The following is a 19189-nucleotide window of genomic DNA, read 5'->3' on the forward strand; positions in this document are numbered from 1 at the left end:
CTTGTCAGCTTTCCAGGCCGGCACGGCGCTGGCCCCAGTGCAGGTTGAGGTTGACGCCCGCGCTCAGCAGCGGCTCCGGCGGGTTGCGGTTGGGGCCTGCGGAGCCCAGCAGGAAGTCGATCAGCTCGTCGCGCTCGCCGCTCAGCCAGTCAGCCAGCAGGCTGCCGGTAGCGGTGCCACGGGTGATGCCAAGGCCGTTGCAGCACAGCGCCGCATGCACGTTGGGTGCGAGGGTACCGAAGTGCGACAGGTGGTTGCGCGACAGGCACATCGAGCCACCCCAGGTGTATTCGAACGCCATGCCCGACAGCATCGGGAAGCGCCGCTCGAACGAATCGCGATGCTGGCGCCCGGCACGGGCGATGTGGCGTGGGTTGGCGCGGCCGTCGGCATTGAAGCTGAAGCTGTTGCGCACCAGCAGGCGCTGGTCCGGGGTGCGCCGCAGGGTGCTGCCGAACGGGTCTGCCGGGATGATGCCCCAGGTGTTCTTGCCGCCCAGGCGGGCTTGTTCGTCCTCGGTCAGCGGGCGGGTCATGCTGGCGTAAGTGAAGATCGGCAGCAGGCGGCCAGGCAGGAAGCCGAAGTACGAGGCGAAGGCATTGTTGGTCAGCAACAGCTGGTCGGCGACGACCTGGCCATTGGCGTGCTTGAGGGTGATGCGCCGGTCCTGCTCGATGTGGGTGATGGTGGTGCGTTCATGCAGGGTCACGTTGCCCGGCAGGCTGTCGGCCAGACCTTTGGCCAGGGCCGCCGGTTGCAGCAACTGGGTGCCCGGGGTGTACAGCGCCTTGCGGTAGAAGGTGGTGCCGAAGTGCTCGGGCAGGTCGCGGGCATCGATCATCTGGTAAGGCTGGCCGAGTTTTTCCAGGCCGCTGCGGTAGGCTTCGAGCACCGCCAGGCCTTTGTCTTCGACGGCCGCCTGGTACTTGCCGTCCGGGCGGATCTGGCAGTCGATGCCGTGCTGGTTGATCAATTCGCGCAAGATCGCCTGCGCGCGCAGGTTGAGTTTGAGGTTCATCCGCGCCGTGGGCAGGTCGCCGATGTAGTCGGCGGCGCCAATGTCGTGGGGCAGGTCGATGGCAAACCCGGAGTTGCGCCCCGAGGCGCCGAAGCCGACTTCCTGGGCGTCGACCAGGATCACTTCGTCGTCAGGGTGATGCAAGGCCAGTTGCCGCGCGGCGGCCAGGCCGGTGAAGCCCGCGCCAAGCACCACCCAGCGCGCCTCGCTCCGCCCCTGGTGCGCGGCGCGTGGCTGGCGCGGCGGGCTGAGGTGGAACCAGCCGCAACCGTTGTCGTCCGCGGGGGTAGAGGTGTTTCTGTACATGGTTTTTATCCGTGTTGTTTTCTCCACTATGGCATTGGCGGTTGGGCGGGGACTATGACGGGAGGGACGGGGAATGGGATGTTTTGGCTGAGGGCATTGACCGTTTCGGGTCGGGCGTGATTTGCTCGGGCTACAGATCATTCAAAGGAAATTGAAGGTCCCACCATGCCCGACTACAAGCTGCATTGCTTCGCCGAATCCGGCAACGCCTACAAGGCTGCGCTGATGCTTGAACTCACGGGCCAGGACTGGCAGCCGGTGTTCGTCGACTTCTTTCATGGCCAGACCAGGGAACAAACCTGGCGTGACGAGGTGAACGAGCAGGGCGAGGTGCCGGTGCTGGAGCACGCCGGCAAGACCTTCACCCAGTCTGCGCTGATCCTGGAATACCTTGCCGAACAGACCGGCCAGTTCGGCCCGCGTGACGATGACGAAAAGCGCGAGATCTGGCGCTGGATGCTGTTCGACAACCACAAGTTCACCAGCTATTACGCCGCGTTGCGCTTCCTGTTCTGCCTGAAGAACACCGGCGAAACGGACGTGACCCGGTTCCTGCGGGAGCGTGCCACGGCGGCTTACCGCATTGTCGACGCGCACCTGGCGAAGACGCCGTTCATGGTCGGCGGCCGGCTGACCATCGCCGACCTGTCGTTGGCAGGGTACGTGTTCATGCCGGAGGACACTGGCATTGCGTTGGCAGACTTCACCCATATAGAGGCGTGGAAGGCGCGAATCCAGGGGCTGCCAGGGTGGAAGCACCCTTATGAGCTGATGCCGCGCACGGCATCCTGACCCATTCGCGGGCACGCCCGCTCCCACAGTTACTGCATAAGCTTTAAGCTTGCGCTGTCCCTGTGGGAGCGGCTTTAGCCGCGAAAGGGCCAGCTCAGGCACTACAAGCCTCAGATCGACAACCGCACCACCCGGTTATCCAGCACCTGCTGCTCCTGCCCGCGCCGCTTGTTCACCACCAGCTCGCCAATCGCAATCAGCCGCGTGCGCGTGATGTTGCGTGACAACCCCAGCAACTGCGCGGTATGCACCTGGTTGTAATGGCAGAACCGATAGGCCGAGCGCAGCAGGGCGTTTTCCACTTTCTCGTACAGGTCGCCCGACTGCTCCTCGTACAAACGGCTGAACGCCCGCTGCAGCAAATCCTCCACCCCATTGCATGTCGGCTCCTCTTCTTGCCGCTCGATGCGCAGGTTGGACAAACGCAGGTCCTGTGTCTGTATCGTACCTTCGCCACAGGTCAGCAAGCTGTGGTGAATCACGTTTTCCAGCTCGCGGATATTGCCCGGCCAACTGTATTCCACCAGCTTGGCCTGGGCTTTGGGGCTCAGTTCCACCGGCCCGTAGCCCAGCCGGTCGCTGTAACTGCGGATGAAGTGCCGGGCCAGCGGCAGGATGTCACCCGGGCGGTCGCGCAACGGGTGCAACTGCAAGGTCACCACGTTCAGCCGGTAGTACAGGTCCTCACGGAAATGCCCGGCGTTGATGGCCTTTTCCAGCTGCACGTTGGTCGCGGCCAATACCCGAACGTTGATCGGGATGCTCTTGCGCGACCCGAGCCGCACCACCTCGCGCTCCTGCAGCACGCGCAGCAGCTTGACCTGGATCGGCAGCGGCAGGTCGCCGATCTCGTCGAGGAACAGCGTGCCGCCGTTAGCCTCCTCGAACCAGCCGGCCTTGGCCGACAGGGCGCCGGTGAAGGCACCTTTTTCATGGCCGAACAGTTCGGCTTCCACCAGCGATTCAGAGAACGCGCCGCAGTTGACCGCAACGAACGGCCCGTTGCGCCGGCCGCTGAGGTTGTGGATGTGCCGTGCGACCAGCTCCTTGCCCGTGCCGGTTTCGCCGATGATCAGGACGCTGGCCTCGCTGGGGGCGACCTGTTGCAAGTGGGCGAGCAGCGCCTGCGACCTGGGGTCTTCGAAGACCTGTGCGGTCGCCCTGATCGAGGTAGCCAGTGTCGGTGACGGGGGGAGGGTCAGCAGTTGCATGGGCAGTCCTCAGGAGTAGAAGGATGGGGCAGGGCGTTTGTCGTTGAGGGCCCACTCGCCGAGTTCGTGAATGCGGTAGTCCACCGGGTCGTGCAGGGTTTGCGTGCGCAGGTTGCGCCAGTGCCGGTCGAAGCGCAGCGAGGCATGGGTGGCACGGGCACCGGTGACTTCGAACAGGCGGTTGCAGATGTCCAGGCCGTGGCGGCTGGCGGCGACCTTGGCGGTGCCGATGGCCAGGGCCAGGTCGCCGCGCTCCTCGGCGGTGAGCGCGTGTTCCTTGGCCCAGGCGGCGTCCATTTGGCGCGCGGCCCTTTCGATCAGCAGGCGCACGCTTTCCAGGCCGACCCAGAACTCGCCGTAATGGCGCAGCACGTAAGGGTCTTCGGCACTGCTGGCGGCGCTGGAGCGGAACCACGGCCGGCTTTCTTTCAGCGTGTACTGGCGGGCTTCGTCGAAGGCGCCCTCGGCAATGCCGAGGAACAGGTTGGCGAAGTGCAGCTGGGCAATCAGCGGCCGCAGGGCAGCAAACGGCGTGCTCAGGGGGCCCGGGTCGAGCAGCAGTTCATTGTGCTCGACCCGCACCCGCTCGAACGTGGCGCTGCCACTGTCGGTCTGGCGCTGGCCGATGTTGTTCCAGTCGCGGTGCAGGCTGATGCCGGTGCGGCCGCTGGGAATGGCGGCGATCAGCAGTTTGCCGCCGGCACGTTCGTCCACCGCCGAGGCGATCAGCATTTCCGAGTCGCTGGCGCCGGAGCAGAAGCTTTTCTTGCCAGAAAACTCGCACCAGCCGTCGAAGTGCTTGACCACCGTGCGCGTGTCCAGCGGGTTCAGGGCATTACCCCAAAACCACTGTTTGCGGGCGGTCTGTTCAAACCACGGCTGCCACTGGTCCGGGCGTGAGAACAGGCGCACGGTCGCCAGCATCAGGTGGTGAAAGCCGAATACATGGGCAATGGAGCTGTCGACCCGGGCGAACTCGCGCACCACCGCGAAGGTGTCGTGCCAGTTGGCGCCCTGGCCGCCGAAGGCCTGCGGGATTACCAGCGACAGCAGGCCGCTGCCACGCAGGGCATCGCGCTCGGCTTTTGGCGTGCCGCCGCGCTCGTCGCGCTCGACGGCGGTCTGGGCAAACTGCCCGGCCAGTTCTCGGGCGATGGCCAGGGCCGGGCGCAGGGGGGCATTTACCGGTGCATTCATGGCCGCTCCTCAGGCGCTTTTACGCAATGCGTGGTGGGCGCCGAACAGCGGCACGGCTCGTTCGGCGGCCAGGCGGATACGGGCGGCGAGGGCATCGCTGGACACCTGGTAGTCGGCCAGTTCCGCCTGACTGGCGAACACGCCGATGGGCAGGGTCAGGGCCTGCAGGAAGCTGAACAGCGGACGCAGCTGGTGGTCGAGCACCAGTGCATGGCGTTCACTGCCACCGGTGGCGGCAAGCAGTACCGGGGTGTCGACCAGGGCGTCCTGGCCGATCAGGTCGAACAGGTGCTTGAAGTGGCCGGTGAAGCTGCCGCGGTACACGGGGGTGGTCACCACCAGCAGGTCGGCCTTTTCCACCAGGCGCAGCTGCTGTTCGACGGTCTCGGGCAGTTCGCTGCGCCACAGGGCACTGCCCAGCGGGCGGGCGATGTCGCCCAGTTCGATCAGGTGCGGCTTTATGTGCAGGTGCTCGCCCAGTTCGGCGAGGATCGCCTCGGTCAGGGCCAGGGTGCGCGAAGGGCGGGAAGTACCGCCGGACAGGGCTACGACGTTCAGTGGGGTGCTCATGGGCAGGTCTCCGGTTCTGGTTGAGCGGGACTTTGCTTGAGCAATCGTCGTGCCGAATTAGAAAAATACATATAAATCAACAAGTTAACAGCCTAAAAGAGCGTGCTGCTGTTGCCGGACGGGTGTTTCGTGTTGATCGGTTGTTGCGCTGCCAACAGTTGGCCAAGTGTTGGCGGCTGTGCAGTGGGGAAAGTTATAGAGGATTATTCTCTAGTAAAAAAAGAATAAGAATTTATATTGTTATTCCATTTTATTGTGGTACTGCTGTTTTGCCAGTACCGACGATGCCCTGCACGAAGGTCACCAGTTGCTCCCTGGCCGTCATTACCTTCCCCCATTGCGCCTGCCCGCACAGCAAGCCCATCACTGCATGGGCAATCGACCGCGCGCGCGGTGTCGTCAGGCCGCACTCGGCGGCGACGATGTCGCTGAGTAGCCCGATGTATTCAGCTTTCAACTGTTCAACTTGCAACAGTTGGTCCTCGTTCAGGTTCATGGCCTCCCGCATCAGCAACACCAGCTTGTCCGGGTTGGCCTGGCTGTAAGTCACAAAGGCCTGCACAAAACAGGGCAAACGTTCACTGGTCGCTCCGGCGCCTTTGAGGCATTGTCGGGTTTCGTACAGCAGGTCGGTCAGGCTCGACTCGATCAGCTCGAACAGCAGGCCCTGTTTGCTCTCGATATGGTGATACAGCGAGCCGGCGCGCAGGCCCAGGTGGCTGGCCAGGTCACGCAGGCCGATGGCTTGGTAGCCATGGCTGGCAAACAGCGCGGTAGCCGCGTCCAGCAAGCGGTCCCGGGCGTGTGGGGTGGGTACGGGCGAAAGGCTGGAAGCGGGCATGGCAGCACCTGTCGGCGAATTGATGTTTGACCAAATGTAAGACAACAGGCATCTTACGTAAAGACTCAATCGCGGAGGTGTTTTGTGGATAATCAAACGGTGGTGATCGTAGGTGGTGCCTCGGGTCTGGGCCTGGAAACAGCCCGACTGATGGTCAAGCGTGGGGCTGGCAAAATCGGCCTGATCGACCGCAACGAGCAATTGTTGGTACAAGCTGCAGAAGAGCTGCGCGGGCAGGGCGTGGAGGTGGCAATCGCAGTCGGTGACATTGCCCGCAAGGACACCGCCCACGCAGCCTTTGTCCAGATCGTCGAAGGTCTGGGGCGGGTGCATTGCCTGGTCAACAGCGCGGCCATCTACCCGCGCCAGGACATCTTCGAGATCACCGACGATGAGTGGGACCTGGAAAACGCCGTCAACATCAAGGGCACCTACCACATGATGGTCGCGGCGGTGCGCCACATGCAGCAGTACGTGGCAGCCCCGGAGGTGACCGGGCGCATCGTCAACGTCACCTCGGTTGATGCCTTCAAGGCCCACCCGCAAAACGCCCACTATGCGGCGACCAAGGCTGCGGTGGTAAGCCTGACCAAATCGTTCGCCCAGGCCTGTGCCAAGGACCAGATCCTGGTCAACTCGGTGGCGCCGGCCGGTTTTGCCACCGAGCGCGCCAAGCAGTTGGGCTTCCTTGGCGAACTGGCCGCCGCCAACCCGCTGGGCCGCGCGGCGGAGCCGGCAGAAATCGCCGAGTGGATCGTGATGATGGGCAGTAGCCGCAACAGCTATGCCACGGGGGAAAACGTGATTGTCAGCGGGGGTTACATCTATGCCTGAAGTCGCATTCCCCGAGGGCTACCAGCGCGCGCTGGTCACCGGGGCTACCAGCGGTATCGGCAAGGCCATCGTGCTGGCGCTGCGTGACGCCGGCCTGCAGGTGATTGCCGTGGGGCGCAGCCCGCAGGCGCTGGCGGAGCTTGCTGGCGAGCCAGGTGTGACAACCTTGCAGGCGGATGTGCGCGACTACCGGTCGCTGGCTGCCGCGCTGGACGGGCAGGCGGTGGATGTGCTGGTCAACAATGCGGGCATTCTGTCTACCCGTGCGGCGTTCCAGGACATCGACGAAGCCGAAATCGACAATATGCTCGACATCAACCTCAAGGCGCCGCTGCACCTGGCGCGCCAGGTGTTGCCGGGCATGGTCGGGCGGGGCAGGGGGCATCTGTTTTTCATCGGTTCCAGTGCTGGCCGTGCGCCGCACCCTGGTGCGGCGGTGTACGGGGCGTCCAAGGCCGGCGTCAGCCTGTTCTGCGATGCCTTGCGCTGTGACCTTCTGGGCAGCGGGGTGCGGGTGACCGAAATTGCCCCGGGCAGGGTGCAGACCCAGCTGTACAAGGCAGCGATGGGCATGCAGGCAGCGGGTAGCGAGCTGTATGACGGCTACGAGTCGATCCAGCCGGAAGACATCGCACAGCTGCTGCTGGCGGCGCTGAAGATGCCCCGGCAGGTGGATGTGTCGCGGCTGGAAGTGTTCCCCACGGCGCAGGCGGTGGGTGGCGGGCGGATGGTCAAGACTGCGGGTTGATCTAGCAGTTGTGTTGCCTGTGCCGGTCTCTTCGCGGCGGTTCGACCCCTCAATGAACCGCTCCCGCAGAAGCCGGCATAGGAAGGCAAGATTCGAGTAAAGAGATGCTTGACCACCTGTAAGACAACATATAACTTACATGAAGACCGTTTCAGCCGGTCGAGAAAACTACAAAGCACTGCAGGGGATATGACGATGACTGCGACATCATGCCGGGTCGGCGTGGACATAGGCGGGACCTTCACAGATATCGCGCTGGACGTGAACGGCGTGCTGCATTCGACCAAGATCCTGACCGACTATGAGCTGCCCGAGCGGGCCATCCTCACCGGCGTGCGCCAGGTGGTGGAGCAGGCAGGCCTGGCGCTGTCGGACATTGATCAGTTGATCCACGGTACCACCCTGGCCACCAACGCCCTGATCGAGCGCCGTGGCGCACGCACAGCCTTCATCACCACCGAAGGCTTGCGCGACACCTTGGAAATGCGCACCGAGAACCGCTTCGAGCAGTACGACATCAACATCGTCCTGCCGCCGCCGCTGATCGACCGCGAACACCGCTACACCCTGCGTGAACGCCTGAATGTCAAAGGCCAAGTGCTGATTGCCCCAGCGCAGGCCGAAATCGATGCCCTGGTCGAGCGCATCGCCGAAGGCAACTACCAGAGCGTCGCCATCGGCTTCATTCACAGCTACGTCAACGGCGCCCACGAGCGCCAGCTGCGCGATGCCCTGCAGGCGCGCCTGCCGCAGCTGTCGATTTCCATCTCCAGTGAAGTCTCGCCGCAGATGCGCGAGTTCGAGCGCTTCAATACCGTGTGCGCCAATGCCTACGTCAAGCCGCTGATCAAATCCTACCTGGACCGCCTGGTGGTTACCCTCAAGCAAGAGGGCGCCGATTGCCCGGTGTTCATGATTCACTCCGGCGGCGGCATCATCTCGGTGCAGAGCGCAGCCGAGTTCCCGGTGCGCCTGGTGGAGTCCGGCCCGGCCGGTGGTGCTATCTTTGCTGCCGACATCGCCCGCCGTTACCAGCTGGAGAACGTGCTGTCGTTCGACATGGGCGGCACCACCGCAAAAATCTGCCTGATCGAAGACCAGGTGCCGAAAACCGCGAAAACCTTCGAAGTTGCACGTACCTACCGCTTCAAGAAGGGCAGCGGCATGCCGATTTCCATCCCGGTGGTGGAAATGGTCGAAATCGGCGCGGGTGGCGGTTCCATCGCCAGCATCGACAGCATGCGCCAGATTCGCGTGGGCCCGCACAGCGCGGCTTCCGAGCCTGGCCCGGCCTGCTATGACCGTGGCGGCCTGGAACCGACCATCACCGACGCCAACCTGCTGCTTGGTCGCCTGGATGCCGACAACTTCGCCGGTGGCGCGCTACGCCTGTCCCGAGACAACGCCGCCAACGCCATGGCCCGGGTGATCGGCCAGCCGCTGGGCATGCAGGCCGACACAGCAGCGTTCGGTGTGTGCGAAGTGGTCGACGAGAATATGGCCAACGCGGGCCGTGTGCACGCGGTGGAAAGCGGCAAAGACATCGCCGACTACACCATGATCACCTTTGGTGGTGGAGGCCCGCTACACGCTGCGCGGCTGTGCGAAAAAATGGGCGTGGCGCGTTTCATCGTCCCGGCCGGTGCCGGGGTGGGCTCGGCCATTGGCTTCCTGCGTGCGCCGTTCGGCTATGAGGCCGTACGCAGCGCCTTCGTGCGCCTGTCCGAGTTCGAGGCCGCGCAAGTCAACGGCCTGATCGACGAGATGAAAGCCGAGTCGCTGGGCTTCCTGCGCCAGGGCATGCCGGAAGGCGAGCCGGAAATGGATTGCACCGCATTCATGCGCTATGTCGGCCAGGGCTGGGAAATCCCCGTTGCGCTGCCTTTCAAAGCCTTCAGCGCTGCCGACACGGTGGAGTTCAAGGCGCGCTTCGAAGAAGCCTACACCCGCTTCTTCGGCCGCCCCATCGAAGGGCCGGACATCGAGATCGTCAGCTGGTCGGTCCGGGCCAGTTCGCCGCTGCCGCCGGTGGCACGCATCGAAGAAGTGGGCGCTGCCTACCGCGCCCACGAAGTCACGCGGCGCCAGGTGTTCGACGTGGCCGCTGGCGGTTTCGTCGAAGCCAGCATCTACCCACGCGAAGACCTGCAGGTCGGTGCCCGTATGGACGGCCCGGCGATCATCGTCGAGCGCGAAACTTCGACCTTCGTCACCTCCAACTTCACCGCCACGGTCCAGCCAGACGGCTGCCTGCTGGTCGTGCGCCGCTAACGCCTGATTCGGAATCCAGAACCATGAGCGATACTTTGATCGACATTCAAATGCAGGTGATGTGGAACCGCCTGGTCTCGGTGGTCGAAGAGCAGGCGCTGACCCTGATCCGCACCGCGTTTTCCACCAGCGTACGTGAAGCCGGCGACCTGTCTGCGGGGGTGTTCGACCGCGCCGGCAACATGCTGGCCCAGGCAGTCACCGGTACCCCGGGCCACGTCAATACCATGGCCGAGGCGGTGGTGCACTTCATCAACGACATCGGCGAAGATAACATCTTCGAAGGCGATGTGTACGTGACCAACGACCCGTGGAAGGGTACCGGCCACCTGCACGACATCACCATCGTTTCGCCGTCGTTCTACAAAGGCAGGCTGATCGGCTACTTCGCCAGTACCGCCCACGTGGTGGACATCGGTGGCCGCGGTTTTGGCCCCGATGCCCGCGAGGTGTACGAGGAAGGGCTGTTCATTCCGATCATGAAGCTGTTCGAGCGCGGCAAGGTCAACCGCGACCTGATCAACATCCTGCGCAACAACGTGCGCGAGAACGACCGCGTAGTCGGCGACTTCTATGCGCTGTCGGCGTGCAACGAGACCGGTCACAAACGCCTGCTGGACATGCTCGAAGAGTTCAAGCTGGATGACCTGGAACACATCGGTGGCTTCATCCTGGAGCACAGCCGCCGCGCTACCCTTGAATGCTTCAAGTCGTTGCCCCACGGTACCTACACCAACAGCATGACCCTGGATGGCTACGACGTGCCGGTGACCCTGGTGGTGACCCTCACTGTTGGCTCCGACGGCATCAAGAGCGATTTCACCGGCACTTCGGGCATGAGCCAGTTCGGCATCAACGTGCCGCTGGGCTACGCCAAGGCCTATGCCTGCTATGGCCTCAAATGCATCGTCGCGCCGGAAATCCCGAACAACACTGCATCGTTGGCGCCGTTCGAGGTCACTGCGCCGGAAGGCTGCATCCTCAACGCCAAGCACCCGGCGCCGGTGTCGGTGCGGCATGTGCTGGGCCATTTCGTGCCCGACCTGGTGCTCGGCGCACTGCACAAGTGCCTGCCCGGCAAAGTGCCGGCCGAGGGCGCCAGTGCCTTGTGGAACCTGCACCTGAGCGTGCGCCCGCTGGAAAGCAACCCGACTGGCCGGAATGCCGAGATGCTGATGTTCAACAGTGGCGGCATGGGTGCCCGTTCGGCGATGGATGGCCTCAGTGCCACGGCGTTCCCCAGCGGCGTGCACACCATGCCGGTGGAAGCCACCGAGCATGCTGGCCCGGTGGTGGTGTGGCGCAAGGAGCTGCGTGAAGGCTCTGGTGGCGCCGGCCAGTTGCGCGGCGGCCTGGGCCAGGAGATCGAAGTGTCGGCGGCCGAGGGTTACAGCTTCCGCTTCAGTGCCATGTTCGACCGTATCCAGTACCCGGCACGCGGCCTGGAGGGTGGCAAAGCGGGCGCCGAAGGTTTTGTCGGCCTGGACGATGGCAGCCTGCTGCGCGGCAAGGGCCAGCAGTTCGTGCCTGCCGAGCGTCGCCTGGTGCTGCGCCTGCCCGGTGGGGGTGGCTACGGTGACCCGCGCCAGCGCGACCCCAGACAGGTTGAACGCGATGTGCGTGCGGGCTACATCAGCGCCGAACAGGCACGCAACGACTACGGCTTCGACGCCGCCCAGGAGCGCTAGAAAATGGACGTGCAAAGCAGCCGCGTGCGTGCGGTAAAAAGCTCGCCAAGCATGGCGGTGTCGGTACTGGCCAAGCAGATGCTGGCCCAGGGCGAACCGGTCATCAACCTGGCCCTTGGCGAGCCAGACTACAACGTGCCGGCTCACGTGATCGAGGCCGCGTACCAGGCAATGCGCGCGGGCAACAACCACTACACCGGGCCCAATGGCCTTGAAGTGTTGCGCCAGGCCATCGTCGACAAGTTTGCCCGGGAAAACGATCTGGTCTATGGCCTGGACGAAATCTGCGTGGGCAATGGTGCCAAGCAACTGTTGTTCAATGCCTTCCTCGCTACGCTCGAGCCGGGTGACGAGGTAATCACCCCGGCGCCGTACTGGGTGTCTTATACCGACATGGCCCTGCTCAATGGTGGCGTGCCAAAGGTCATCCCGTGCAGCGCGCAGCAGGGCTTCAAGCTCAAGCCCGAACAGCTGGAAGCTGCCATCACCCCACGCACCCGTTGGGTGATGCTCAACTCGCCGAACAACCCGAGCGGTGCGATTTTCACCCGGGAAGAGTTTGCTGCGTTGGGGACGGTGCTGGAGCGGCACCCGAACGTGCTGATCATCTCTGACGAGATCTACGAGCACATCGTGCTGGGCGATCAGCCGTTCGTGTCCTTCGTCACGGCTTGCCCGCAGTTGCGTGAGCGCACCTTGCTGATCAACGGTGTGTCCAAGGCCTATGCCATGACCGGCTACCGGCTTGGCTACGCCGCCGGTCCAAAAGACCTGGTGGTGGCGATGAACAAGACCCAATCGCAGACCACCACCTGCCCGTCGAGCATTTCGCAGCTGGCGGCCGTGGCGGCGCTGAATGGGCCGCAGGACTTCGTGCGCGAAGCCAACCGCGAGTACCAGGCGCGTGGCGCGCTGGTGGTACAGGGGTTGGCGCAGATCCCGGGCCTGCAATTGCAGATGCCACAGGGCGCGTTTTATGCCTTCCCTGAGGTCAGTGCCTTCATTGGCAAGCGCACCCCCGATGGCCAGGTCATTGGTAACGATGCCGACCTTTCGGCCTACCTGCTGCGGGTTGGCAAGGTCGCGACCGTGCCGGGTTCGGCGTTTGGCCTTGAGCCCTACCTTCGTCTGTCGTTCGCCACTTCGCGGCAGGAACTGGAACAAGCCCTGGGGCAGCTGCGCGATGCGTTCGCGGCGCTGTCCTGACCCCACCAAGCATTCGAGGTAAGACATGAGCAAGCCTTTCAAACGACTGCTGATCACTGGCGCCGCCGGACGCCTTGGCAGCGTGCTGCGCAAGCACCTGGCCGCCTTCGCCGACGAGCTGCGCCTGACCGACATCGCCGAGATGGGCCACGCTGCGCCCCATGAACAGTTGGTGCGTTGCGACCTGGCCAATTTCAACGATGTGCTGCCGCTGACTGAAGGTGTCGACGCCATCGTGCATGCGGGTGGCGTACCCGTGGAGGACACCTTCGACAAGATCCTCAACGGCAATATCGTTGGCACCTACAACATCTACGAAGCGGCACGGCGCAATGGCGTCAAGCGTGTGGTGTACACCAGCTCCAACCACGCCATCGGTTTCTACGACCGCACCGAAACCATCGACGCAACCGCCGCGCACCGCCCCGACAGCCTGTATGGCGTCAGCAAGTGCTTCGCCGAGGACTTGGGCCGCTACTACTGGGACAAGTTCGCCATCGAGTCGGTCAACCTGCGCATCGGCTCGTCGTTCCCCGAGCCACTGGACCGGCGGATGCTCGCTACCTGGCTGTCGTTCGACGACTTCGCCCAGCTCACCGAGCGCTCGCTGCTGGCGCCGCGGGTCGGGCACATGATCATCTACGGCATGTCGGCCAACCGCGAAAGCCTGTGGGACAACCGCCTGGCTTCGTCCATCGGTTACGTGCCCAAGGACAGCGCCGACGACTACCGTGACAAGGTGCTGGCCGAGCACCCGCCACTGGATCCGAACGAACCGGCCGCGCGCTACCACGGGGGCAACTTCGCCGGCGCCGGGCACTTCGAAGACCCAAAATAATCGCCTCGTCTGCCACAGGGACAGCGCGGCCCATTGTGGGAGCGGGTTTACCCGCGAAGAGGCCGGTGCGGGCAAAAGAAGCCCGCGTGGCGAGTGTGAATCTTGTATATCACAACATCAGGAGAGAGCTAACTCCATGGCTTCCACCGCTAAACAACAGAATTACGATGTGGTGATCGTCGGTGGCGCGGTCAACGGCAGCGCCACCGCCTACTTCCTGGCCAACAACCCGGACTTCAACGGTTCGGTACTGGTCATCGAGCGTGACTGGACCTACAACAAGTCGGCCACCGCGCTATCGAGCAGCTCGATCCGCCAGCAGTTCTCCAACCCGATCAACATCGAAATTTCCAGATTCGGTGCCGAGTTCGTGCGCAGCTTCCCCGAAGTGATGGAGGTGGATGGCGATCGCCCGGACCTGGCCTTCCACGAGAACGGCTACCTGTTTCTGGGTGATGACAAAGGCTACGAAGTGCTGCGCCGCCTGCACGATACCCAGGTATCCCACGGCGCCGACGTGCACTTGCTCGACCCCGAGCAGCTGCAGCGCAAATTCCCCTGGGTGAACATCGACAGCCTCGCCGGTGCCAGCTACGGGCGTAGCGGCGAAGGCTGGTTCGACAGCCTGGGCATGCTCAACGGCTTCCGCCGCAAGGCGCGCTCGATGGGCATCGAGTACATCGAGAACGAAGTGGTGAGTGTCCAGCGTGAAGGCGACCGGATTACCGGCGTGCAACTGGCCAGCGGAGAGCGCATCGGCTGCGGCCTGCTGGTCAACTGTGCCGGTACCCGCGGTACCAAGGTGGCGCGCATGGCCGGCCTGGGTATCCCGGTCGAGCCGCGCCGCCGCTCGCTGTTCGTGTTCGATTGCCGTACCCCGCTGGAAGGCACCGTGCCCCTGACCATCGACCCGACCGGGGTGTTCTTCCGCCCCGAAGGCAAGTTCTACCTGGGCGGTACCTACCCGAAAAACGACCCGGAAGTGGACTTCGAAGATTTCGACGTGCTGCACGAGGAGTTCGACGAAGAGGTGTGGCCGATCCTCGCTGAGCGGGTGCCGGCGTTCGAAGGCATCAAGGTGGTCAACTTCTGGGCCGGGCACTACGACTTCTGCGTGCTGGACCACAACGCCATCGTCGGCCCGCATAACGAGGTTAACAACTTCCTGTTCTGCAATGGCTTCAGCGGGCATGGGCTGCAGCAGGCACCGGCCATTGGTCGCGGGCTGTCCGAATTGATCACCTATGGCGGCTACCGGTCGCTCGACCTGGGCGCGCTGAGTTACCAGCGGGTGATCGACAACAAGCCGTTCCTGGAAGATTCGGTCATCTGACCGCAGCGCATTAGGGAGAACAACAATGAGCAACTCCGAAGTGAAGCGCAGTGGCGGCCAGGTACTGGTCGATGCCCTGCGGGTGAATGGTGTCGAGCGTGCGTTCTGCGTGCCAGGTGAAAGCTACCTGGCAGTGCTCGATGCGCTACACGATGTGCAGGATGAGATCGACCTGATCGTCTGCCGCCAGGAGGGCGGTGCTGCTTACATGGCCGAAGCCTACGGCAAGCTGACCGGCCAGCCAGGCATTTGCTTCGTCACCCGCGGCCCAGGCGCCACCAACGCCTCGGTGGGCGTGCACACCGCGTTCCAGGACTCCACGCCGATGCTGCTGTTCATCGGCCAGGTGGCCCGTGACCAGATCGAACGCGAAGCCTTCCAGGAAGTGGACTACCGGCGCATGTTCGGCCAGATGGCCAAGTGGGTGGTGCAGATCGACGATGCCGCGCGCATTCCCGAACTGGTCAACCAGGCTTTCCAGCGCGCCATCAGTGGCCGCCCTGGTCCGGTGGTAATCGCGCTGCCAGAAGACATGCTCACCGACCTGGTGCAGGTCGCCGATGCGCGCCCGGCCCAGCGTGTCGAGGCTGCTCCGGCGCCCCAGGCACTGGGCGAATTGCAGGCGCTGTTGGCCAAGGCCCAGCGGCCACTGGTGATTGCCGGTGGCGGTGGCTGGAACGACCAGGCGGTGGCCGACCTGAAGCGCTTCGTGCAGGCGCAGAACCTGCCACTGGCGGCGTCGTTCCGCTGCCAGGACCTGTTCGACAACACCGACCCGCACTATGCCGGTGACCTGGGCCTGGCTGCCGGCCCGGTGTTGGTCGATGCGGTAAAGCAGTCTGACCTGTTGATTGTGGTGGGTGCCCGCCTGGGTGAGATGACCACGGGCGGATATGCGCTGGTCGACATTCCAACGCCAAAGCAGGCGCTGGTGCATGTACATGCCAGCGCGGAGGAGATCGGCCGCGTTTACCAGCCGACCCTGGGCATCAATGCCGGCCCCGGCAGCTTCCTGGCCCAGGCCGCTGCCTTGCAGGCGGTGCGCCCGGCGGCATTCGCCGACTGGGTCGCCAGCCTGAACAGCGGCTACCGCGGCAACTTCGAAACACCGCGCTCGCCGGGTGATGTGCAGATGAGCGAAGTGATCGCCTGGCTGAACAAGACCCTGCCGGCCGACAGCATCCTAACCTGTGGTGCCGGCAACTACACCGGCTGGGTGCACCGTGGCTACCAGCACCGCGTATTCCGCACGCTGCTCGGGCCTACCAACGGCTCGATGGGCTACGGCGTGCCGGCGGCAGTGGCGGCCAAGCTGACCTACCCGCAGCGCACGGTGGTGGCGTTTGCCGGTGACGGTTGTTTCCTGATGAATGGCCAGGAACTGGCCACTGCGGCGCACTACGACGCACGGGTGATCACCGTGGTGGTCAACAACGGCATGTATGGCACCATCCGCATGCACCAGGAGCGCACCTATCCTGGGCGGGTGTCCGGCACCGAACTGCACAACCCGGACTTCGCCGCCCTGGCGCGCGCCTATGGGCTGCACGGTGAAACCGTTACCCGTACCGAGGACTTCGCTGCCGCTTTCGAGCGTTGCCAAGTGTCCGGCAAGCCGGCGCTGATCGAAGTGCAGGTCGACCCCGAAGCCCTGACCCCGCGCATGACCCTCAGCCAGATTCGCGACAAGGCCCTGCAAGCCAAGCGCTGATTCACCTCAGGTGGGGGCGGTCCGGCCCCACCTTTTTCATTATTCGAACGAGCCAATCGACATGAAACTTGCCGATCGTGATCTGCTGCGTGAAGTTTGCTATATCGATGGAAAATGGCTGGCGGCTGACAGCGGCCAGCGCATTGCCGTGACCAACCCGGCCACCGGCCAAGTGCTGGGCCATGTGCCGCGGATGGGGGCAGAAGAAACCCGCCGTGCCATCGCGGCTGCCGAGTGCGCCTTGCCAGCGTGGCGGGCGCTGACTGCCAAGGAGCGTGCCGCCCGGCTGCAGGCCTGGTTCCGTGAAATCCTCGCTCATCAGGAAGACCTGGCGCGCATCATGACCGCCGAGCAGGGCAAGCCGCTGGCCGAATCCCGTGGCGAGATTGCCTTTGCCGCCGCTTATGTAGAGTTCTATGCCGAGGAAGGCAAACGCATCTATGGCGATGTGATTCCTTCGCCGAACGCTGATCGGCGCTTGATCGTGACCAAGGAGCCGATTGGTGTGTGTGCGGCGATTACACCTTGGAACTTCCCGGCGGCGATGATCACCCGCAAGGCGGCGCCGGCTTTGGCGGCGGGCTGCACGTTGGTGCTCAAGCCCGCTTCGCAAACCCCGTTCAGCGCGCTGGCACTGTGCGTGCTGGCTGAGCGTGCCGGTATCCCGGTGGGTGTGCTCAGCGTGGTGACGGGCGATTCGGCGGCCATTGGCGGCGAGCTGACGGCCAGCCCGGTGGTGCGCAAGTTGTCGTTCACCGGCTCGACCCCCATCGGCATCCAGTTGCTGCAGCAGTCGGCGGCAACGGTGAAGAAGGTGACCATGGAGCTGGGCGGCAACGCCCCGTTCATCGTGTTCGACGATGCCGACCTGGAAAAGGCGGTGGAAGGCGCGCTGATCGCCAAGTTCCGCAACAGCGGGCAGACCTGCGTGTGCGCCAACCGCTTCTATATCCAGGACGGCATCTACGAGCGCTTCGTGGCGCGCTTTGCCGAGCGCGTGGGTGAGCTGGTCGTCGGGCGGGGCGATGCACCAGGTACACAGGTCGGGCCGATGATCGACGGGCGTGCGGCCAGTGGTGTCGAACGGCTGGTCGGCGAGGCTGTGGAGGCCGGTGCGCGGGTGGTGACGGGAGGGCGTCGGCACGCGATGGGCGAGGCCTTCTTCGAGCCGACCTTGCTGGCGGATGTGGCGCCGGACATGCGCGTGGCGCGCGAGGAAATTTTCGGGCCGGTGGCGCCGATCTTCCGCTTCGGCAGTGAGGAGGAGGTGATTGCCCAGGCCAACGACACCGAGTTCGGCCTGGCCTGCTACCTCTATGCCCGGGATGTCGGGCGCATCTGGCGGGTGACGGAAGCGCTGGAGTACGGCATGGTCGGGGTCAACGTCGGCGTGGTGGCGACCGAAGTGGCGCCGTTTGGTGGGGTGAAGGCCTCGGGGTTGGGCAGGGAAGGGTCACGCTACGGGATCGAGGATTACCTGGAGCTCAAGTATGTGTGCCTTGGGCTATAAGGCATTCCTGAGCCCCTGAGGTTGCCTGTACCGGCCTCTTCGCGGGCAAACCCGCTCCCACAGGCACTGCACAGGTCTCAAGATCTGCATGGCACCTGTGGAAATTTCCCACAGGTACGGCGCATGATTTGAAGGCCGTGCGGTCAATGTGGGAGCGGGTTTGCCCGCGAAGAGGCCGACACAGGGTTACGATCAGGCCTTGCTGTCGAGCAGCCGCTGGTAGCGCGACAGGCTTTCTTCCAGGTGCTTGCGCAGCGCCGTACGTGCGCTGGCCACATCGCCCATGCTGATCGCTGACAGGATTGCCCCGTGCTCGCGGGCAATTTTCTTGATGTGTGCCTGGCGGTTCTTGCCGGTTACTTGGCCATGTTTGAGGTTCAGGTCAAGGATGATGTCCGGCCCCAGCGCTTCCAGCAATTGCGTGAAATGCGGGTTGTTGGTGGCACGTGCAATCGCCAGGTGGAATTCGAAGTCGGCCTTGGCTTCCTCTTCCTGCGTGGCACCGTCCAGCGAGTTGAAGCGGTCGAACGCCTCGGTGATCGCCGCCATGCTGGCCGGGCTGCGGCGCTCGGCGGCGCGGGCCACCGATTCCGCCTCGATCCCCAGGCGCAATTCAAGGATCTGCGCCGCAGCGCGTACGTCATCGACAACGCTGTCGATGGCAAAGCCGATGCGTTTCACATCCTGCTCGACCACGAATACGCCCACACCTTGACGGGCAATCAGGCGACCGCCCAGGCGCAGCGAGGCCACCGCTTCGCGGATGACCGGGCGGCTGACGTTGAACTCTTTGCACAGCGCCTGTTCGGACGGCAGCTTGTCGCCCGGGCCGTAGGTGCCATTGTCGATCCGGCTGGAAAGCTCCTGGATCACGATTTCCGCCAGATTGGCGCGACGCGTGCCTAACGACGCATTCATAGAAGGGTTGCTCCTGAAACTGATTGGCTCATCACGGTTGATTCTCCGGCAGGTTGCGCGCAGCCCTCATGCCCCTTGCGGCGGGATCCGTAGCCAACCAGCGGTGATGTTGTCGGCATATGTTATCAAACATCTTACTAGCTCGTCTGATGCCCCACTTCTTGACCACGCAGATCTCGTCGCCGGGAAAATTATTT

At 63.9% G+C, this 19189-nt stretch carries 16 protein-coding genes; 10 read left to right on the forward strand and 6 right to left on the reverse strand.

The window, feature by feature from the left end; translation table 11 throughout:
* Positions 1-4: 4 nt before the first annotated feature.
* Positions 5-1324, reverse strand: coding sequence for an NAD(P)/FAD-dependent oxidoreductase (locus tag PP4_RS10435; RefSeq protein WP_016499144.1), 1320 nt, complete (start codon positions 1322-1324; stop codon positions 5-7).
* Positions 1325-1489: 165 nt separating this feature from the next.
* Between PP4_RS10435 and PP4_RS10440 the strand changes: the two genes are divergently transcribed.
* Complete coding sequence (locus PP4_RS10440; protein WP_016499145.1) at positions 1490-2116, forward strand: glutathione S-transferase family protein; 627 nt, start codon at positions 1490-1492, stop codon at positions 2114-2116.
* A 110-nt stretch (positions 2117-2226) separates the two neighbouring features.
* On the opposite strand, the gene sfnR is transcribed toward PP4_RS10440, so the two are convergent.
* The 4 genes from sfnR to PP4_RS10460 form a co-directional block, all read right to left on the reverse strand.
* On the reverse strand, positions 2227-3327 hold the full coding sequence (gene sfnR / locus PP4_RS10445; RefSeq protein WP_016499146.1) for a sigma54-dependent transcriptional activator SfnR: 1101 nt from the start codon (positions 3325-3327) through the stop codon (positions 2227-2229).
* Between the two features lie 9 nt (positions 3328-3336).
* Complete coding sequence (locus tag PP4_RS10450; protein ID WP_016499147.1) at positions 3337-4524, reverse strand: acyl-CoA dehydrogenase family protein; 1188 nt, start codon at positions 4522-4524, stop codon at positions 3337-3339.
* Positions 4525-4533: 9 nt separating this feature from the next.
* The gene (msuE, locus tag PP4_RS10455; protein ID WP_016499148.1) at positions 4534-5094 is read right to left on the reverse strand and encodes an FMN reductase; all 561 of its coding nucleotides are present in this window, start codon (positions 5092-5094) and stop codon (positions 4534-4536) included.
* A gap of 250 nt (positions 5095-5344) precedes the next feature.
* On the reverse strand, positions 5345-5935 hold the full coding sequence (locus PP4_RS10460; RefSeq protein WP_016499149.1) for a TetR/AcrR family transcriptional regulator: 591 nt from the start codon (positions 5933-5935) through the stop codon (positions 5345-5347).
* An 84-nt stretch (positions 5936-6019) separates the two neighbouring features.
* On the opposite strand from PP4_RS10460, the gene PP4_RS10465 reads away from it, so the two are divergent.
* The 9 genes from PP4_RS10465 to PP4_RS10505 all read left to right on the forward strand — a co-directional run bounded on the left by PP4_RS10465 (position 6020) and on the right by PP4_RS10505 (position 18074).
* Positions 6020-6769: an SDR family NAD(P)-dependent oxidoreductase gene (locus tag PP4_RS10465; RefSeq protein WP_016499150.1), complete on the forward strand. Its 750-nt coding sequence runs from the start codon at positions 6020-6022 to the stop codon at positions 6767-6769.
* A complete protein-coding gene (locus PP4_RS10470) occupies positions 6762-7517 on the forward strand; it encodes an SDR family oxidoreductase (protein ID WP_016499151.1) in 756 nt (251 codons plus the stop codon). The genes PP4_RS10465 and PP4_RS10470 overlap by 8 nt, the downstream gene beginning before the upstream one ends.
* Positions 7518-7712: 195 nt before the next feature.
* Entirely contained in the window at positions 7713-9788 is a 2076-nt protein-coding gene (locus PP4_RS10475) for a hydantoinase/oxoprolinase family protein (RefSeq protein ID WP_016499152.1), read from the forward strand.
* Positions 9789-9811: 23 nt separating this feature from the next.
* Positions 9812-11476, forward strand: coding sequence for a hydantoinase B/oxoprolinase family protein (locus PP4_RS10480; protein WP_016499153.1), 1665 nt, complete (start codon positions 9812-9814; stop codon positions 11474-11476).
* A 3-nt stretch (positions 11477-11479) separates the two neighbouring features.
* Positions 11480-12682: a pyridoxal phosphate-dependent aminotransferase gene (locus PP4_RS10485; protein WP_016499154.1), complete on the forward strand. Its 1203-nt coding sequence runs from the start codon at positions 11480-11482 to the stop codon at positions 12680-12682.
* 25 nt (positions 12683-12707) lie between these two features.
* Positions 12708-13520, forward strand: coding sequence for an NAD-dependent epimerase/dehydratase family protein (locus tag PP4_RS10490; RefSeq protein ID WP_016499155.1), 813 nt, complete (start codon positions 12708-12710; stop codon positions 13518-13520).
* 136 nt (positions 13521-13656) lie between these two features.
* A complete protein-coding gene (locus PP4_RS10495; RefSeq protein WP_016499156.1) occupies positions 13657-14853 on the forward strand; it encodes an NAD(P)/FAD-dependent oxidoreductase in 1197 nt (398 codons plus the stop codon).
* A 25-nt stretch (positions 14854-14878) separates the two neighbouring features.
* The gene (locus PP4_RS10500; RefSeq protein ID WP_016499157.1) at positions 14879-16564 is read left to right on the forward strand and encodes a thiamine pyrophosphate-binding protein; all 1686 of its coding nucleotides are present in this window, start codon (positions 14879-14881) and stop codon (positions 16562-16564) included.
* 61 nt (positions 16565-16625) lie between these two features.
* The gene (locus tag PP4_RS10505) at positions 16626-18074 is read left to right on the forward strand and encodes an NAD-dependent succinate-semialdehyde dehydrogenase (protein ID WP_016499158.1); all 1449 of its coding nucleotides are present in this window, start codon (positions 16626-16628) and stop codon (positions 18072-18074) included.
* A 192-nt stretch (positions 18075-18266) separates the two neighbouring features.
* Here PP4_RS10505 and PP4_RS10510 read toward each other — a convergent pair whose 3' ends face one another.
* On the reverse strand, positions 18267-18992 hold the full coding sequence (locus PP4_RS10510; RefSeq protein ID WP_016499159.1) for a FadR/GntR family transcriptional regulator: 726 nt from the start codon (positions 18990-18992) through the stop codon (positions 18267-18269).
* Positions 18993-19189: the final 197 nt, after the last annotated feature.

The organism is Pseudomonas putida NBRC 14164, from assembly GCF_000412675.1.
Classification (GTDB): Bacteria; Pseudomonadota; Gammaproteobacteria; order Pseudomonadales; family Pseudomonadaceae; genus Aquipseudomonas; species Aquipseudomonas putida.

Coding starts and splice junctions, on each gene's coding strand:
- PP4_RS10435 (WP_016499144.1), bottom strand. CDS start 1,324: ATGTACAGAAACACCTCTACCCCCGCGGACGACAACGGTTGCGGCTGG.
- PP4_RS10440 (WP_016499145.1), top strand. CDS start 1,490: ATGCCCGACTACAAGCTGCATTGCTTCGCCGAATCCGGCAACGCCTAC.
- sfnR (WP_016499146.1), bottom strand. CDS start 3,327: ATGCAACTGCTGACCCTCCCCCCGTCACCGACACTGGCTACCTCGATC.
- PP4_RS10450 (WP_016499147.1), bottom strand. CDS start 4,524: ATGAATGCACCGGTAAATGCCCCCCTGCGCCCGGCCCTGGCCATCGCC.
- msuE (WP_016499148.1), bottom strand. CDS start 5,094: ATGAGCACCCCACTGAACGTCGTAGCCCTGTCCGGCGGTACTTCCCGC.
- PP4_RS10460 (WP_016499149.1), bottom strand. CDS start 5,935: ATGCCCGCTTCCAGCCTTTCGCCCGTACCCACCCCACACGCCCGGGAC.
- PP4_RS10470 (WP_016499151.1), top strand. CDS start 6,762: ATGCCTGAAGTCGCATTCCCCGAGGGCTACCAGCGCGCGCTGGTCACC.
- PP4_RS10475 (WP_016499152.1), top strand. CDS start 7,713: ATGACTGCGACATCATGCCGGGTCGGCGTGGACATAGGCGGGACCTTC.
- PP4_RS10480 (WP_016499153.1), top strand. CDS start 9,812: ATGAGCGATACTTTGATCGACATTCAAATGCAGGTGATGTGGAACCGC.
- PP4_RS10485 (WP_016499154.1), top strand. CDS start 11,480: ATGGACGTGCAAAGCAGCCGCGTGCGTGCGGTAAAAAGCTCGCCAAGC.
- PP4_RS10490 (WP_016499155.1), top strand. CDS start 12,708: ATGAGCAAGCCTTTCAAACGACTGCTGATCACTGGCGCCGCCGGACGC.
- PP4_RS10495 (WP_016499156.1), top strand. CDS start 13,657: ATGGCTTCCACCGCTAAACAACAGAATTACGATGTGGTGATCGTCGGT.
- PP4_RS10500 (WP_016499157.1), top strand. CDS start 14,879: ATGAGCAACTCCGAAGTGAAGCGCAGTGGCGGCCAGGTACTGGTCGAT.
- PP4_RS10505 (WP_016499158.1), top strand. CDS start 16,626: ATGAAACTTGCCGATCGTGATCTGCTGCGTGAAGTTTGCTATATCGAT.
- PP4_RS10510 (WP_016499159.1), bottom strand. CDS start 18,992: ATGAATGCGTCGTTAGGCACGCGTCGCGCCAATCTGGCGGAAATCGTG.